The sequence below is a fragment of the Rhodanobacter sp. UC4437_H4 genome (assembly GCF_052978425.1).
Genome location: NZ_CM129673.1, coordinates 3,407,568 through 3,423,639 on the forward strand (window position 1 = coordinate 3,407,568; position 16,072 = coordinate 3,423,639).

The 16,072-nt window shown below is 68.9% G+C and carries 19 protein-coding genes and 1 tRNA gene; 11 read left to right on the forward strand and 9 right to left on the reverse strand.

Features of this window, described 5'->3' with window-relative positions:
- The first annotated feature begins 269 nt into the window (after nucleotides 1–269).
- Nucleotides 270–986 (forward strand): DUF3047 domain-containing protein, encoded by a 717-nt coding sequence (locus ACVCL3_RS15285; protein WP_447099862.1) that lies wholly within the window; start codon nucleotides 270–272, stop codon nucleotides 984–986.
- A gap of 253 nt (nucleotides 987–1,239) precedes the next feature.
- Here ACVCL3_RS15285 and ACVCL3_RS15290 read toward each other — a convergent pair whose 3' ends face one another.
- The 9 genes from ACVCL3_RS15290 to ACVCL3_RS15330 form a co-directional block, all read right to left on the reverse strand.
- Nucleotides 1,240–1,530 (reverse strand): 2-hydroxyacyl-CoA dehydratase, encoded by a 291-nt coding sequence (locus ACVCL3_RS15290; RefSeq protein ID WP_447099863.1) that lies wholly within the window; start codon nucleotides 1,528–1,530, stop codon nucleotides 1,240–1,242.
- 65 nt (nucleotides 1,531–1,595) lie between these two features.
- Nucleotides 1,596–1,913, reverse strand: coding sequence for a hypothetical protein (locus ACVCL3_RS15295; RefSeq protein WP_447099864.1), 318 nt, complete (start codon nucleotides 1,911–1,913; stop codon nucleotides 1,596–1,598).
- A 365-nt stretch (nucleotides 1,914–2,278) separates the two neighbouring features.
- A tRNA-Phe gene (locus ACVCL3_RS15300) sits at nucleotides 2,279–2,354 on the reverse strand.
- A gap of 82 nt (nucleotides 2,355–2,436) precedes the next feature.
- The gene (locus ACVCL3_RS15305; RefSeq protein ID WP_447099865.1) at nucleotides 2,437–2,715 is read right to left on the reverse strand and encodes an oxidative damage protection protein; all 279 of its coding nucleotides are present in this window, start codon (nucleotides 2,713–2,715) and stop codon (nucleotides 2,437–2,439) included.
- 192 nt (nucleotides 2,716–2,907) lie between these two features.
- A complete protein-coding gene (locus ACVCL3_RS15310) occupies nucleotides 2,908–4,203 on the reverse strand; it encodes an EAL and HDOD domain-containing protein (protein WP_447099866.1) in 1,296 nt (431 codons plus the stop codon).
- Nucleotides 4,204–4,306: 103 nt separating this feature from the next.
- A complete protein-coding gene (locus tag ACVCL3_RS15315) occupies nucleotides 4,307–4,753 on the reverse strand; it encodes a flagella synthesis protein FlgN (RefSeq protein WP_447098316.1) in 447 nt (148 codons plus the stop codon).
- The gene (gene flgM / locus ACVCL3_RS15320) at nucleotides 4,750–5,073 is read right to left on the reverse strand and encodes a flagellar biosynthesis anti-sigma factor FlgM (RefSeq protein ID WP_395119841.1); all 324 of its coding nucleotides are present in this window, start codon (nucleotides 5,071–5,073) and stop codon (nucleotides 4,750–4,752) included. The genes ACVCL3_RS15315 and flgM overlap by 4 nt, the downstream gene beginning before the upstream one ends.
- Nucleotides 5,074–5,228: 155 nt before the next feature.
- On the reverse strand, nucleotides 5,229–5,933 hold the full coding sequence (gene flgA / locus ACVCL3_RS15325; protein WP_447099867.1) for a flagellar basal body P-ring formation chaperone FlgA: 705 nt from the start codon (nucleotides 5,931–5,933) through the stop codon (nucleotides 5,229–5,231).
- Nucleotides 5,930–7,234 (reverse strand): methyl-accepting chemotaxis protein, encoded by a 1,305-nt coding sequence (locus ACVCL3_RS15330; RefSeq protein WP_447099868.1) that lies wholly within the window; start codon nucleotides 7,232–7,234, stop codon nucleotides 5,930–5,932. The genes flgA and ACVCL3_RS15330 overlap by 4 nt, the downstream gene beginning before the upstream one ends.
- A gap of 208 nt (nucleotides 7,235–7,442) precedes the next feature.
- Between ACVCL3_RS15330 and ACVCL3_RS15335 the strand changes: the two genes are divergently transcribed.
- The 10 genes from ACVCL3_RS15335 to flgJ all read left to right on the forward strand — a co-directional run bounded on the left by ACVCL3_RS15335 (nucleotide 7,443) and on the right by flgJ (nucleotide 16,000).
- Entirely contained in the window at nucleotides 7,443–8,390 is a 948-nt protein-coding gene (locus ACVCL3_RS15335) for a chemotaxis protein (protein WP_395119838.1), read from the forward strand.
- Nucleotides 8,391–8,558: 168 nt separating this feature from the next.
- Nucleotides 8,559–8,960: a flagellar basal body rod protein FlgB gene (gene flgB / locus ACVCL3_RS15340; RefSeq protein WP_447099869.1), complete on the forward strand. Its 402-nt coding sequence runs from the start codon at nucleotides 8,559–8,561 to the stop codon at nucleotides 8,958–8,960.
- Nucleotides 8,960–9,382 (forward strand): flagellar basal body rod protein FlgC, encoded by a 423-nt coding sequence (gene flgC, locus ACVCL3_RS15345; protein ID WP_395119836.1) that lies wholly within the window; start codon nucleotides 8,960–8,962, stop codon nucleotides 9,380–9,382. Before flgB ends, flgC begins: the two co-directional genes overlap by 1 nt.
- Before the next feature lie 46 nt (nucleotides 9,383–9,428).
- Nucleotides 9,429–10,073, forward strand: coding sequence for a flagellar hook assembly protein FlgD (locus tag ACVCL3_RS15350; RefSeq protein WP_447099870.1), 645 nt, complete (start codon nucleotides 9,429–9,431; stop codon nucleotides 10,071–10,073).
- A 38-nt stretch (nucleotides 10,074–10,111) separates the two neighbouring features.
- A complete protein-coding gene (gene flgE, locus ACVCL3_RS15355; protein ID WP_395119834.1) occupies nucleotides 10,112–11,335 on the forward strand; it encodes a flagellar hook protein FlgE in 1,224 nt (407 codons plus the stop codon).
- Between the two features lie 87 nt (nucleotides 11,336–11,422).
- Nucleotides 11,423–12,163, forward strand: coding sequence for a flagellar basal-body rod protein FlgF (flgF, locus tag ACVCL3_RS15360; protein WP_447099871.1), 741 nt, complete (start codon nucleotides 11,423–11,425; stop codon nucleotides 12,161–12,163).
- Nucleotides 12,164–12,212: 49 nt separating this feature from the next.
- On the forward strand, nucleotides 12,213–12,998 hold the full coding sequence (gene flgG / locus ACVCL3_RS15365; RefSeq protein ID WP_447098322.1) for a flagellar basal-body rod protein FlgG: 786 nt from the start codon (nucleotides 12,213–12,215) through the stop codon (nucleotides 12,996–12,998).
- Between the two features lie 11 nt (nucleotides 12,999–13,009).
- Entirely contained in the window at nucleotides 13,010–13,690 is a 681-nt protein-coding gene (gene flgH, locus ACVCL3_RS15370) for a flagellar basal body L-ring protein FlgH (protein WP_447099872.1), read from the forward strand.
- Between the two features lie 143 nt (nucleotides 13,691–13,833).
- Nucleotides 13,834–14,925, forward strand: coding sequence for a flagellar basal body P-ring protein FlgI (locus ACVCL3_RS15375; RefSeq protein WP_447099873.1), 1,092 nt, complete (start codon nucleotides 13,834–13,836; stop codon nucleotides 14,923–14,925).
- A gap of 13 nt (nucleotides 14,926–14,938) precedes the next feature.
- Nucleotides 14,939–16,000 carry a flagellar assembly peptidoglycan hydrolase FlgJ gene (gene flgJ, locus ACVCL3_RS15380; RefSeq protein WP_447099874.1) on the forward strand — a complete coding sequence of 354 codons (1,062 nt, stop codon included), beginning with the start codon at nucleotides 14,939–14,941 and terminating at the stop codon, nucleotides 15,998–16,000.
- The last annotated feature ends 72 nt before the right edge of the window (nucleotides 16,001–16,072 follow it).

Genomic DNA, 16,072 nt, shown 5'->3' on the forward strand with positions numbered 1-16,072 from the left:
GCACAATGTAGCGAAATTTTAGGGGTTTGACGCAACTGTCGCGCCTCGCGCGCGATATTTTTTTTCGCGGCGCTGCGGATGCGGCAGCGCACGATGCATATCGGCGGGCTTGCGCGCTCCCTCATTCACGCCCACGGCACGCCGCATCGGTATGCTCCCCGCACACTTCCCACCGGTGCTTGGCCATGACGAAACGCTCCGCGACGCGCTGGCTGGCTGGACGCCTCACGCGTCGTCGCGCACATGGCCTGCGCAGGTCACGATGGGCGATGCTGCTTGTGCTTGTACTTGTGCCCGTCGCGTGGGCGGCGACGCCGGTCACGCTGCGCTTCTCCGGCGCCGTGCCGGGCAACGCGCTGCCCGGCGGCTGGAAGGCGTACGCCATGTCGCGGCACCGTCCGATGGCGCCGATGGCGATCGTGCGCGACGGCACCGACAGCGTGTTTCGCATCGACGCCGATCACGCCGCCGGCGCCATCGCGCATGCGCTGGATCTGCCGGCCGCTACCACGCTCAACTGGCGCTGGAAGGTCGACCACAGCGTGGCGGCGGCGGACATGTCGAAGAAGAAGGGTGACGATTTCGCCGCGCGCGTTTACGTGTTCTTCGACGTGCCGCTGTCCAGCCTGTCCTGGCTGCAGCGCATGAAATTGAAACTGGCCCGCCGCACCCTGGGCCACGCGATGCCCACCGCGGCGCTTTGCTACGTGTGGGACAACCGCCACCCGATCGGCACCATCGCCCCCAGCCCGTACTCGCCGCAGATACGCACCATCGTCCTGCAAAGCGGCAACACGCGCGCCGGCCAGTGGCAAGTGCAAGATCGCAATCTCGCCGCCGATTACCTCGCCGCATTCGGCCGCCCCGCGCCGCGCATCACCGGCATCGCACTCTCCGCCGACACCGACAACACCGGCGGTCACGCGCAGGCGTGGTTCGGCGACGTGACGCTCACGCCTGCCGCACCACCGCCCGCGGCCAGGTAGTTTTTGCAGTGTCGACTCGATCGTGCAAGGCGGGCAGTGCGCGCCCTGCGGTTTGAAGCACTACCGCACCTGCACCGTTCAGGCTGGGCGTAGCGCCGCAGGCGCGAAGTCGAAGCCGCGCGCCAGCCCCACCCTTAGACTCCGCCGCTGCGCGGCTACGCTCAGGGTGAACGGTGTCGGCAGAGCCGACGGCGCAGGGCGGGCATCGCCCACCGGCTGTCCTGCCGCCGAACCCTGATCCATGTTGCTTGCCTTACGGCTTCGGCTTGCTCCGGCGGCGCGGCTTGGCTTGCGCGGCGACGATCAGTTCCTGCAGGTAGGCGATGCCTTCTTCCTCGGGGAAAAAGGCCACCACGTCGGCCACGCTGAGCCCGTGGCGTTTGCGCAGGGCCAGGAACTCCTCGCGCGCCACCGACAGGCGCTGCGCGGCGGCGGCTTTCTTGCCCAGCGGTTTGGCCGGTGTGGGGGCGGGGGCGGGGGTCTTGCGTTCGAGTTGGGCGAGTTCTTCCTGGAACTGGCGGAAGTCGTATTTCGAGGAGGTCATCGGGACACTTGTCGGGGCGTGGTTCGCGTATTTTCGCATGGCCACCGCGCCGACGGCTCGCGCCTTCAGGCGGCGCTGCGCGTGCCCCGGCTCGTGCCGGCGGACAGGCTGCGGTGACGTGCCGCGGCATATGCCCGGGAAAAACGGGCGGCGCAGCTGTCGTCCTTCGTCACCTCGGCCGCGGCTGCGACGCCGCTCGGCGCGAGTTCGCCAACGGGCGTCGGCTGCGGCTGGCCGGGGCGGGCATCCTGCAAAGCCTGCAGCCGCGCTTCCTCGCCGGCCTGCTCGGTCAATGCCATGCGGCACGCAGCGTGGCGCAGCAGGAAATGGATCGCCAGCTCTTCCGGCGAGTTCGGCGCGGTGCGATCGATGACTTCGTCCATGGCTGCTTCTCGATGACGGAACCGGGGTGGTTCACTGATGCCAGCAGCAGAAACCGTGCCAAATGAGAACTGCGTCACAAGTCGAGCGTCGCCGGATGAGGTCCTCCCGCCACCCGGCAGAGGCCACGACGGGTCGCACTCGCGGGCAACGGCGGCGCGTCGATGACACGAGGCGGATCGACCGGATATCTGCCGGACATGGGCAGGCATTGCCCGATTGCCCAGGTGCCGGAGAGAGGGGACGCGGGACGGTGTGGCCGGGCGCGGTTCACCGCCGTGCGGCGTGCTGCGCACCCGCGGGCGAACAACAACCGGCGTGCCGACAAAAACGAAAAGGGCCTGCATTGCTGCAAGCCCTTGGATCATGGTGGCCGGGGACGGAATCGAACCGCCGACACGGGGATTTTCAATCCCCTGCTCTACCAACTGAGCTACCCGGCCGGGAACCTGGCGATCAAGCACAACCGGGTGGGTTGCCGTTGATGCGTGGAGCCGTGCATTAGACCGAAAGTGTGCGGAATCGTCAAGACGCGGAAGGCGGCGGGGTGAAGCCAGCGGCATGGTCGACCTCGCCGCCGAACAGGAATTTCTCCATCTGCTCGCCCAGGTACTGGCGCGATTTCGCGTCGAGCGGGTTGAGCCGGTATTCGTTGATCAGGGTGGTCTGGTGGGCCAGCCATTGCTGCCACGCGGGCTTGGAGATCTCGGCGTAGATGCGCTGGCCGAGCGGGCCGGGCCAGGGCGCGAAGTCGAGCCCTTCGGCATCGATGTGGAGTTTGCTGCAATGGATGGTGCGGCTCATCGGTCGTTCCTGTGCGCCCGCGCGAACGGCGCGCGGTACGGCGGGGCAGTGTGCGATGCGCGCGGGCCGGCGTCGCTGATCTGCGGCAAGCGCAGTGGCCGACGCGGCGCATTCGCGACGAAGGCGCATTATCGGCGATGGAAGCGGGCTTGTCGCCGGGGCCCGGCTGGCCCCGGCGCTGGATGCCCGCGCTCAGGCGGCCTGCTTGCCGTTGGCGGAGGCGAACACCTGGTCGGCCCACTGCGTGGCGCCGAGGTAGATCGAGGCCATGCTCATGATGCGCTGGGGCGTGGCCATGCCGCTGGTCATTTCGCCGGCTTCCCAGGCGATGATCTGCTTGAGCAGCGCACCGTAGGGACCGCTGCGGTCGGTCAGCGCCTCGCTCACTTCCGGCACCAGCCGCAGGTGGCTGAGCAGGAAATCCATCGGCGCGCACATCAGTGTGTCCAGCAGAGAGAACAGGCCCACGGTGAAGGCGGTTTCCGGCGAGATGGAGGAGTTGCCGGCGGCGAGCTTCTCGCACATGTGCGCGCGGATCAGCGCCGCGCGCAGCAGTTCGGGCGGGTGGTCGTCCATGCTGCACAGGGACATGGTCTCGATCCAGTTGCGCATGCGCGTGACGCCGAAGAAGATCGCCGCCTGCTGCACCGACTTCAACTGGCGCGGCAGGGCGAAATAGGCGGAGTTCACGCAGCTCAGCAGCTTGTAGCTGAGCACGGCGTCGTCACGGATGATGTTGCCCAGTTCCACCGGGCCGGGGTTCTTTTCCTGCAGTGCGCCCATCAGGCGCAGGATGCTCATGCGGTTGGCGGTGAGCACCGGCACGGCGACGGGCTGCGGGATCAGCAGGAAGCGTCCCTGGACCGCCTGCACCTGCAGCTCCAGGCAGTGCTCGTAGGTGGGGTGGTCGTTGACCTGGCCGATCACCACGCGGATGCCGCGGGCGAACAGGTAGTCCGAGCGCTGCTTGAGCGCTTCGGGCGCGAGCCGGCTGGCGTCCAGCCGCACGAGTTGCACGATCTGCAGCAGCGCCTGCAGCTGGCGGCTGCTTTCCGGGTCGGTGTCGCCGGCTTCCAGCAGCAGCTGGCAACCACGTTCGGCCATCTGCTGCAGGCGCTTCATCAGCGCCGGGTCGTCGGCCACCGAAGGCTGCAGTACCACGCCCAGGCGCGGCTGGTGCAGCAGCACGTCGGAATCCTCCGGCAGCAGTTCGGCCGGCAGGTTGAGGAAGGCGCGGTTGCCGCGCACCAGGCGGGTCAGCGCGCCGTCGGTGATGGTGGAGAGCACGCTGCGCAGCAGGTTCTGCTCGTCACCCGGCTCGCAGTGGAAGACGATTTCATAGGCGAACAGGTTGCGCTCGCGGTCGAGCATCGGCGTGCGCAGCACCGGCAGCGGCGTGGCCAGCGGAACGAGTGCCGAGGCGGGGGGCTGTTCGGTGGCGCTGGCGTGTTTCGGGGAGGCGACGGGGGAGGCGTGGAGATTGCTCATGGTCGGTCATCGCATCGGTGCGGGGCCAGCCGGCGCCGGCCGTGTGGTCAGTGGGGGTGTCGCCTGCGGGGACAGGTGGCAGCGAAGGGGTGGGATGTCGCGTTCATGCGGCGGCCAGCGATTTGGAGCGCAGGCTGCCGTGCAGTTCGCCGCCGCTGCCATAGAGTTCGCCTTCGCCGGCGTGGCCGGTGAGGATGGCCAGCGCCTGGCGCAACTGGGCCAGCCGCTGGTTGACCAGGCTGCCGTTGCGCAGGTTCAGCGCGTGGCAGTGGCGCAGCACCTGCAGGATCTGCGCCCAGCGCGATTCGCGCGATGCGTCGCTGACCGGCTGCTGGCGCTGCAGCAGCCGACGGTCGGCGTCGAGTTGCTCCAGTTGCTGCATCAGCGCCTGCTTGCGGTTGCCCGCCGCGTCCAGCGCTGCCGCGTCGGCGATGTCCAGCGCGGCACGCTCGGCTTCCAGCGTGGTCTGCAACTGCTCGGCACGCTGCTGCATCTCGTCCAGAACGGACGCGAGCGCATCGTTCAGTTCGTGCTGCAGCGGCTGCCTCATGCCTTGTCCGTGCCGCCGAGTTGCTGATCCATCGCCAGCAGGCGTTCGGCGATCTTGCCGGCGTCGATCTTGTAGCTGCCGTCGGCGATGGCCTGGCGCACCTGTTCGACGCGTTTGGCGTCGATCGGCGAGGCGTCGCCCAGCCGGGCGACCTCCTGCAGTGCCCGCGCCGAATCGGTCAGCTTGAGCTGATCGGCGTTGCGTGGCGCCGCGACCGAAGCCTCCGGCGCGGCGGCTGCATTGGCCGAGGTGCCGCTGCCCGTGCCGCTGCCGGCCTGCGGCAGCTTCGGCAAACCGTTGTTGGTAATCGTCGTGTTCATTGAACCCGTCCCGCTGGAGTGTGCCCTGTGACTGGATAATCGGCCGCTGTCCGGAAAACTTTAGCAGCCCGTCGAAAAATCGACCGGGCCGCGACCGTCGCTCGCGCCGTGGCGCAAGTGACTGATTTTCATGGTTCGAATGAGGGGTGTCGGTTTCATGGCAGGGCCACCACCACGCCCGGCGCGCTGACCATGGCGTCGATCACCCGCCCCGATGCCGCGTTGCGCACGCGCAGGCGGGCGCCGTTGTCGCCGCTGCCCAGCGCCACGCCTTCGGCGCGCACCGAGATGCCTTCGAGCTGCGCCAGCACCTGCACGTGGTCGCCCGCGCGCACCATGCGTCGCCCGCCCAGGCTGCCGGGACTGAGCACGCTGCCGCGCGCCAGTGCGCGCGAAAGCGTGCGGCCGGCGATCTGCTCGAGGTTGTCCAGGTAGCCGTAGCCGAGGCGGGTCACGTCGCGTTCCTCGACGTGCACGTCGGCGGCGCCGATGCCGTCGCCGCGCAGCAGCGCGCGGCTGCTTACCAGCACCTGGCGAAACACCTGCAACTGGATCGGCACGCGCACGATCCAGCCGCCGGGCTGCGGGCACTGCACCGGCACGGTCATGCGCGAGCGCGGCTGTGCCTGTTCGGAAACGAGCGCGCGCAGCGGCTCGCTGCATGCGTCGAGTTGCAGGCGCGTGTCCAGCGGCTCGGTGCTGACCACGACGCGGCTGCCGGGTCGGCTGTAACGATCTTGCATCGCCTGTTCGGCTGCCGCGCGCACGCTGTCGAGCGACTGCGTGGCAGCGGCATGCGCGGTGGCGCTGCCCAGCAACGCGACCAACCCGACGGCGGCGAGGGCGGCGCGCAGGGTCATGCGTCGGCCAGCAGGGCGTCGAGCTGGGCCAGCAGGGCGTCCTGGCCCGCTTCGAGTTCGCGTGCCACGGCGCCGGCCTGGTCGAGTTGCCCGGCGCCGAGCAAGGTGATGAAGCGCTGGCCCTGTTCGTCCAGTTGGGTGCCGGCATCGCCGAGCGCGGCGCCGTTGTCGCCGCCGCGACGCAGCCGGGCGAGCCGCTGCACGCCGCTGACCAGGGCGTGGGTGTCGAACCAGCGCCGGTCCAGCGCGGCCGGTTCGAGCAGGGCCAGGCTCATCGCCTGGCGCAGGTTCATGGCCGCTTCGCGCACGGTCAGGCTGAGGCTGGCCGGGTCGTTGCCGCTTTCGCCTTCCAGCCAGTCCAGGCCCAGGCGATGCGCCAGCAGGGCAGCGCGATGGAGCGATTCGGATTGGCGCCGCGCCTCGCTGCTGCGTCGCTGCGAAGCGCCCAGTGCCGCCTGCGCGGTGGTGGCGCGCGCGTGTTGCGCGTCGTGACCCTGTTGCAGCTTGCGGACGCGTTCGCTGGCGGTACGCAGGGTGGCGCTGCCTTCGCCCAGCTGGTTGCTGCACTGGCTCACGCCGACCTGGGCGCGCTTGAGCTGCTGCAGGCCGTGGTTGACGTCGCCATCGAGCTGCAGCGAGAAATCGCCGATGGAGACGGTGACGGTCTCGATTTCAGTGGTGGTCAGCGCGGTTTTCTCGGCCAGCTGCTTGACCTCGTCGGCCACCACCGCGAAGCCGCGCCCGGCCTCGCCGGCGCGGGCCGCCTCGATGGCGGCGTTCAGCGCCACCAGGTTGGTCTGATGGGCGATCTCCTGCACGGCGCCGGTCAGCTTGCGTATCTGCGCGACCTGTTCGGCCAGCTTGCTCTGGTTGCGGTTCATTGCGCTGAGCGCGCTGCGCAGCAGGCGCAGCTGGCCGTCCAGCTCGCTGACGCCGTCGGCGCCGACGCCGCCGGCGTGGCTGGCCTGCTCCAGGTCGGCGCCCAACTGCTGCAGGGCCGTCGAGATCCCGGCGCTGCCATCCGTCAAGCGATCGACGCTGGCGCGGCTTTCGGCGGCGGCCTGGTCCAGTGCGGTCTGCTCGCGCGCCAGTTGTTGTGCGGCGCCGAGCACGAGGCCTTGCTGTTCCATGGTCTGCAGCGCCACTGCCGACGGCGGCCGACTGGCGGCGCGCGCCAGCAGCGGCGCCAGTACCGCGGCGGTGCGCGGGTGGCGGTGTCGCAGCACGGCGAGCTCGGCGTCGTCCCCCTGGGCGGCGGCTTTCACCAGGGCGGCAATGTGCTGTTTGAGAAGAAAGCTCATGGTGCTGGCGTCGACTCGCAAAAGAATGGAATGGCTGCTGCATCGGCCACAGGTGTCGAAGCTTGAGCAAGCAATCCGCATGCCAGTGGGTGCGGCGATGTGATCACCCCACCACTGGCGGCGGGCTTTGCCGGCTAAAGGCGGAGCATGCCCGGCCGATAGCGCAGCAGACGGTCGCGTGGCGGCCGCGCTTGCCGAGGGAGGCCGCATGGCCGGCACATTGCTGGAGAAAGTGGAGCAGCACACGCGGCTGGCCGGGCACAACCGGGTGGCGATGCTGTTGTTCCGGCTGGGCGACCAGCAGTTGTTCGGCATCAACGTGTTCAAGGTGCGCGAGGTGCTGCGCCGACCGCCGATGGAGCGCCTGCACGGCGTGCACGAGTTGATCGCGGGCAGCTGCGATTACCGCGGGCAGACCATTCCGGTGATCGATCTGGCTGCCGCGCTGGGTTACGCGCCGCTGCGCGAGGTGGAATCGGCGCACCTGATGGTGACCGAGTTCAACCGCTCGGTGCAGGGTTTCCTGGTAGCCGACCTGCAGCGCATGGTGCATTGCGCGGGCGACGCGATGGCAGCGCCGGCCAGTGCGCTGGGGTTCGGTTCGCGGGTGAACGCGGTGACCCGGGTCGATGGCGCGCTGCTGGCGGTGGTCGACGTGGAGCACGTGCTGGCCAGCATCGACGCACCGCCGGCCGAGCTGTCGGCGGGGCTGCAGCGCGAGGCCAGCCATCGTTCGCTGGCGTCGCGGCGGGTGATGGTGGTGGACGATTCGGGCATCGCGCGGCGGCGGCTGGTCAACCTGTTCAAGCAACTGGGCACCGATTGCGTGGTGGCCAAGGACGGGCGCGAGGCGCTGGAGCGGCTGCTGGAGCTGGCCGCGGGCGACCCGGCGCAGGCGATCGAACTGGTGGTGTCGGACATCGAGATGCCGCGGCTGGACGGCTATGCGCTGACCCGCGCGATCCGCGAGGCGCCGACACTGCGCCGGATCAAGGTGCTGTTGCACAGCTCGCTCAGCGGCATGTTCAACGAGGGCATGGTGAAGGAGGTCAAGGCCGACCGCTTCGTGGCGAAGTTCCACCCCGACCAGCTGGCGCAGGCGGTGATGGAGTTGCTGCCCGAACCTGTCGCCGCGCCGCAGGCGGCAACCGGCTGACGCCGGGCACGCGGCGCCGGGGCCGCGTCAACAAACCGTCTTTCGCCGCGGCATCTGCCTGACGGCGCCGCGCGACATGCGCGGAATTCGAGCTGCCGCAAGGCTTCCCGGCCCGTGGCATGCAATTTGCCTTTCGCTTCCGTGCAGCAGTGCATGCGGAGCGAAACGATGAACCCGTCCACCCCCAATCTGTTCGGCATCCATACCCAGGCGCTCGACCTGTGGCAGCGCCGTACCGAAGTGCTGGCCAACAACCTGGCCAACGCCGACACGCCCGGATACCTGGCGCGCGACGTGGATTTCCGCAAGGTGCTGGCCACGGCCAGCGACGCGGCGAACGGCGTGACGCTGGAAACCGACGCGCCGGGCCAGATCGCCGGCGCCGGGCGCAGCGCCGAGGCGCTCGCCTACCGCGTGCCGACCCAGCCCAGCATGGACGGCAACACCGTCGATGCGCAGGTGGAGCAGGCCGCGTTCGCCGCCAACGGCGTGCATTACCAAGCCAGCCTGTCGTTCATCACCGCGCAGATCCGCATGTTGCGGATGGCGATCAACGGAGGCCAGGGCTGATGTCGATGTTCTCCATCTTCAGCGTGGCCGGCTCCGGCATGGCCGCGCAATCGACCCGCCTCAACACGGTGGCCAGCAACCTGGCCAATGCCGACAGCGTGGCCAGTTCGCCCGAAGCGGCCTACCGCTCGCGCGAGCCGCTGTTCGCGACTGTCCGCAACCAGCAGGGCGCCAGCGATCCGAACGCGCCCGGCGACGGCGTGCAGGTGCTCGGCGTCACCGAGAGCCAGGCGGCGATTCCCCGCCGCTACGAACCGGGCAACCCGCTGGCCGATGCCGACGGCTACGTCTATGCGAGCAACGTCAATCCGGTCGACGAGCTGGTCAACATGATTTCCGCTTCGCGCTCCTACCAGAACAACGTCGAGGTGATGAACTCGGCGCGCCAGCTGCTGCAGAAGACCCTGGACCTGGGCAAGTGAGGCGCCAGCACATGAATCACCTTCACTCCGCCACGAGGAACCACGCATGAGCGACATGGCGATCGGCAATGCCGCCAGCGCGGCGAAGGCAGCCAGCCTGGGCAAGGAGAAAACCCTGGGCCAGGCCGACTTCCTGAGCCTGCTGGTGCAGCAGATGCGCAACCAGGACCCGACCAAGCCGATGGATTCATCGCAGATGGTCAGCCAGCTCGCGCAGATCAGCCAGGTCTCGGCGACGCAGGCGTTGCAGGCCTCGTTCGACGATCTCGGCAAGTCGCTGCAGGGCAACCAGATCCTGCAGGCGAGCGGGATGATCGGCCGCGATGTGGTGGTGCCCGCCGAGGCCGGCACGCTGGCCGCGGGCGGCATGGACGGCGCGGTCAACGTGCCCGACGGCGGCGGCCAGGTGTTAGTCAAGATCACCGACGCCAGCGGCACCGTGCTGCGCACGATCGACCTGGGCAAGCCCGCGGCCGGGCTGGTGCGCTTCCACTGGGACGGCATCGGCGACAACGGCGAGGCGCTGGCGCCGGGCACCTACGGGCTGGCCGCGCAGGCGGGCAATACCGCCGTGGCGACTTACGTCAGCGGCAAGGTCACCGGCGTGGGCATGACCGGCGCCGACGGCACCTATCTGGACGTGGATGGTTTTGGCGGGGTCCTGCTGAGTCAGGTCGCACAGATCAACTGACGACCTCAAGGGTCGCAACCGAACGAGGAAATGCTCCGATGGCATTCAACATTGCACTGAGCGGTCTGAACGCCGCCTCGAAAGATCTCGAGGTCACGGCCAACAACATCGCCAACACCGGCACCACCGGTTTCAAGGGCTCGCGCGCGCAGTTCGCCGAACTGTTCAGCGCGGCCGGCCCCAATTTGAGCTCCAGCCAGGTCGGCAGCGGCGTGCGGCTGACCAACGTGGCGCAGCAGTTCACCGCCGGCAGCGTGGAGACCACCAACAACAGCCTGGATTTCGCCCTGAGCGGCGAGGGCTTCTTCACCATCCGCGACGGCAAGGGCTACTCCTACACCCGCGCCGGCGCCTTCCAGAAAGACCAGAACGGCTACGTGATGAACGCCAACGGCCAGCGCCTGCAGGTGTTCCCGCCGGTGGCCGGCGGCGGCTTCGACACCAGCACCATGACCGACCTGCAGCTGTTCACCGCGCAGAACGCGGCCAAGGCCACCAGCTCGGTGCAGATGGCCTTGAACCTGCCTTCCGACGCCACGCCACCGGCCACCGCCTTCGACCCGCTGAACGATCCGTCCAGCTACAACCAGGCCACGCCGTTCACCGCCTACGACTCGCTCGGCGCCACCCACAACGGCGTGGTGTATTTCGTCAAGGACGCGGCGGCCAACGTGTGGAACGCCAACCTCTACATCGACGGCACCGCGGTGGGCACGCCGCAGACGCTGACCTTCGGCAGCAACGGCAGCCTGGTTGCCCCTGCCAACGGCCAGCTCGCGTTCCCCGCTGCGGCGGTAAGCCCGGGCGCCGACCCGATGCAGCTGACCCTGGACATGACCAAGGCCACCCAGTTCGGCAACGCCTACGCCGCCAGCGCGATCAACCAGGACGGCTATCCCACCGGCATCCTGTCCAGCATCGACGTGTCGCGCGAAGGCGTGGTGCAGGCGAAGTATTCCAACGGCCAGAGCACCGCGCTGGGCCAGCTGGCGATCGCCCAGTTCAGCAACGAACAAGGCCTGCGCCAGCTCGACAACACCAACTGGGCGGCCTCGTACGACTCCGGCACGCCGGTGATGGGCGCGGCCGGCAACGGCACCTTCGGCAGCGTGCAGGCCGGCGCGCTGGAGGCCTCCAACACCGCCGACCTCACCGCGCAGCTGGTCAACATGATCAAGGCGCAGCGCAACTACCAGGCGAATGCGCAGGTGATCTCCACCGACAACCAGCTCACGCAGACCATCATCAACATCCGCAACTGAGGAGTGAGGAACAAGGAGTGAGGAGTGAGAGAAGGCGGCTTTCTCTCTCTTCTCACTCCTCTCCACTCACTCCTGAAGGAAATCCCCATGGATCGTTCGCTTTACGTAGCCATGACCGGCGCCACGCAGATGATGCGGGCGCAGTCCGAGGTGGCGCACAACCTGGCCAATGCCGACACGGTCGGTTTCAAGGCGCAGCTGTCGGCGTTCCAGCCGCTGGTGATCCAGGGGCCGGGGCTGGCCACGCGGGTCAACGGCGTGGCGCACGGGCTGGGTGTGGATCTGCGCGAGGGCGGCCAGATCGAGACCGGCCGCACGCTGGACGTCGCCGTGCAGGGCACCGGCTGGATCGCGGTGCAGGGCGCCGACGGCAGCGAGGGCTACACCCGCGCCGGCGAACTGCGGCTGACGCCGGACGGCCTGCTCACCGACGCGCGCGGCAACCTGGTGCTGGGCGAGGGCGGCCCGATCAGCGTGCCGCAGAGCAGCCAGATGAACATCGGCGCCGACGGCACCGTGTCGGTGGTGCCGATGGGCCAGTCGCCAGAAACCATCGCCGCGGTGGGCCGGATCAAGCTGGTCAACCCGCCGGTGGACCAGCTCGTGCTGGGCAGCGACGGCCTGATGCACCTCGCCGACGGCACTACCGCGCAGGCGGACCCGGCGGTGGCGCTGAAATCCGGCGTGCTGGAGTCGAGCAACGTCGACCCTTCGCAGACGCTGGTGCAGATGATCCAGCTGTCGCGCCAGTACGAGCTGCAGATCCGCTCGATCAAGAGCGCCGACGAGAACGCGCAGGCTGCTTCGCGCCTGCTGCAGATGACCTGACCGGCCTCGCCAAAACAGACATCCAGACGTCCAGACGGAGTCCAACGACATGTTTTCATCCTTGTGGGTAGCCAAGACCGGCCTCGATGCGCAGCAGACGCGCATGGACGTCATCTCGAACAACCTCGCCAATGCCAACACCACCGGCTACAAGAGCGCGCGCGCCGCGTTCCAGGACCTGGTCTACCAGAACCTGCGCCAGCCCGGCGGGCAGACCACCGAGCAGACCCAGGCGCCGTCCGGCCTGATGCTGGGTACCGGCGTGCGCGTGGTCGGCAGCGAGAAGCTGTTCACCCAGGGCAACATCGAACAGACCGGCAACTCGCTGGACCTGGCGATCCAGGGCCGCGGTTTCCTGCAGGTGACGATGCCCGACGGCAGCATCGCCTACACCCGTGACGGTTCGCTGCACATGGACCAGAACGGGCAGATCGTCACCGCCAATGGCTACGCACTGGACCCGGCGCTGAGCGTGCCGGCCAATGCGCAGAGCATCACCATCGGCAGCGACGGCACGGTCAGCGTGAGCCTGCCCGGCCAGGCCGCCACCCAGCAGATCGGCACCGTGCAACTGGCCGATTTCATCAACCCCGCCGGTCTGCAGCCGAACGGGGACAACCTCTATCTCGAGACCGCCTCCAGCGGTTCCCCGCAGATCGGCCAGCCCGGCCTGAACGGCCTGGGCACGCTGGCGCAGGGCGCACTGGAGTCCTCCAACGTCAACGTGGTGGAGCAGATGGTCAACATGATCGAGACCCAGCGCACCTACGAGATGAATTCCAAGGCGGTGTCGGCCGCCGACTCGATGCTGCAGTTCCTCACCAACAAGACCTGAGGCGCGACGTGATGCTTGCCTGCCGTTTCCCCCTTGCCCTGTGCGCGCTGGCCCTGCTGGCCGGCTGCGCCAGCGGCCCGGGTGCCCGCGACGACGCCCAGTGGGCGCCGACCCTGCCGCCCGCGCCGCAGATGGTTGCCGCGCCCGCCGACGGCTCGATCTACCACGACCAGCAGAACATGGAGCTGTTCGCCGATCCGCGCGCGCATCGCGTGGGCGACATCCTCACCGTCGCGCTGGTGGAGAGCACCCAGGCCAGCAAGAAGGCCACCACCACCACCAGCAAGACCGACAAGGCCAAGCTCGCCTCGCCCACCGTGCTCGGGCATGCGCTGGCGATCGGCGGCAAGGTCGCCGACATCGGCCTGGACGGCGAGCGCAGCTTCGACGGCGCCGGTTCGAGCAGCCAGAGCAACCAGCTCACCGGGCAGATCACCGTCACCGTGGCGCAGCGCCTGTCCAACGGCAACCTGATCGTGCGCGGCGAGAAGTGGCTGACCATCAACCAGGGCCAGGAGCTGGTGCGCATCGCCGGCATCGTGCGTCCGCAGGACATCGGCCAGGACAACGTGGTGCCGTCCACCCGCGTCGCCGACGCACGGATCAGCTACACCGGCCGCGGCACCCTCGCCGACGCGAACACGCGCGGCTGGCTGTCGCGCTTCTTCAATTCCAAGTGGATGCCGTTCTGATGGCCGCGTTGAACATTGCGTCGTGCGCTTCCGCTCCTGGCGAGGCACATCTGCCGGGAAGCGGCGGGCAGTGCCCGCCCTACGGGCAGCGTGTAGGGCGGGCACTGCCCGCCGGTGTCGCCACGCAAAAGGTGAAGAGCTCGTTGGTGATCGCTCTGGTGCTCTTGCTGGGACTGGTCGCCCCCGTCCACGCCGACAAGATCCGCGACCTGGTGCAGGTGGCGGGTGTGCGCAGCAACCAGCTGATCGGCTACGGCCTGGTGGTGGGCCTGGACGGCTCGGGCGACCAGACCACGCAGGCGCCGTTCACCACGCAGAGCCTGGAGAACATGCTGCAGCAGTTCGGCATCACCGTGCCGGCCAATGCGCGGCCGCAGCTGAAGAACGCCGCGGCGGTGATGGTGACGGCCGACCTGCCGCCGTTCGCCAAGCCGGGCCAGACCATCGACGTCACAGTCGCCTCGATCGGCAACGCCAAGAGCATCCGCGGCGGCCAGCTGCTGATGGCGCCGTTGCGCGGCGCCGACGGCAACGTCTACGCGGTGGCGCAGGGCAGCGTGGTGGTCGGCGGCATCAGCGCGCAGGGCAAGAGCGGCTCCAGCGTGCAGGTGAACATTTCCGCCAGCGGACGCATCCCCAACGGCGCCTCGGTGGAACGCGTGGTGGCCTCCTCATTCGCCGGCGGCGGCGACCTGATGCTCAACCTCAACACGGCGGATTTCACCACCGCCACGCGCATCGCCACCGCGATCAACCACACGTATGGCGCCGGCACCGCGCAGCCGGTGGACGGCGGCACCGTCTCGGTGCGCGGCCCGCAGGACCCGGCGCAGAAGGTGGCCTGGCTGGGCGCGATCCAGAATCTCGACGTGCAGCCGGGCGATGCGCCGGCGCGGATCATCGTCAACTCGCGCACCGGCACCGTGGTCATCGGCTCGGACGTGCGCGTCACCGCCGCGGCGGTGGCGCACGGCGCGATCCAGGTGACCATCGGCGAACAGCCGCAGGTCAGCCAGCCGGCGCCCTTCAGCCAGGGCCAGACGGCGATCGTGCCGTCCAGCAGCGTGCAGGTCAGCGAGGAAGGCGCGCACATGTTCAAGTTCGGTCCGGGCGTGAGCCTGGACGCCATCGTGCGCGCGGTGAACCAGGTCGGCGCCACGCCCAGCGACCTGATCTCGATCCTGCAGGCGCTGAAGCAGGCCGGCGCGCTGCATGCCGACCTGGTGGTGATCTGAGCGAGGTGATGCCATGACGCCGCTGAATCCCGCTTCCCCCGCGCTGGACACCTGGACCGAACTGTCCGGCTTCCAGCAACTGCGTGCGCAGGCGCGCAGCGACGGCGGCAAGAGCGCGCTGCCGGCGGTGGCGAAGCAGTTCGAGGCGATCTTCACCCAGATGATGCTCAAGTCCATGCGCGAGGCGAACGCCGGCATGGGCAGCGACCTCGCCGGCAGCGAGCAGGTCGACTCCTATCGCCAGTTGTTCGACCAGCAGCTCTCGCTGAGCCTGGCCAACGGCAAGAACGGCCTGGGCATCGCGAAGATGCTGGTGCGCCAGCTTGGCGGCAAGGGCGAGGCGGCTGCGGCCGCGGCGCCCCGGCAGCCTTTTGCGGTGCCGGTCGCCGATGTGCGCAACGCGCACGTGCGCGCGTTGCTGCAGCTGGGCAACGAGCCCGTTGCCGGCGACGACGCAGCCAGCGCGATCGGCATGCCGTCGACCGCCGACAACGACTCGCCGTGGCAGCACGTGGTCGACCGCATGACCCGCGGCGCGATGGACGTGGCCGACACCGCCGCCCACTGGCTTCCCGGCGGCGACCCGGTGAGCTTCGTGCGCGCCCTGGCGCCGCATGCCGCCGAGGCGGCGAAGAAGCTGGGCGTTTCCGTGCGCGCGCTGCTGGCGCAGGCCGCGCTGGAAACCGGCTGGGGCAAGCACCTGCCCAAGGGCAGCGACGGCAGCAGCAGTTTCAACCTGTTCGGCATCAAGGCCGGCAGCAGTTGGGATGGCGACAAGGTCAGCGTGCCCACGCTGGAGTACGAGAACGGCGTGGCGGTGCGCCGGCGCGACGCGTTCCGCGCCTACGATTCGCCGGCCGATTCGTTCGCCGACTACGCGCAGTTGATTGCCGACAGCCCGCGTTACCAGCAGGCGCTGGGGCAGGGCGAGAACATCGCCGCGTTCGCGCGCGGGTTGGTGCATGGCGGGTATGCGACGGACCCTGCATACGTGGCCAAGATCACGGCGATCGCCAACAGCGCGCAGATGCGCGAGGCGCTGGCGGCGCTGCAGCAGCCGGAGGCATTCAAGTGATCCCCCCTCCGGCCGTTAACGTTTCCACGCACCGCGCGATCCGGGCGGTGTGCCATGCGTCGAGGATGTTCC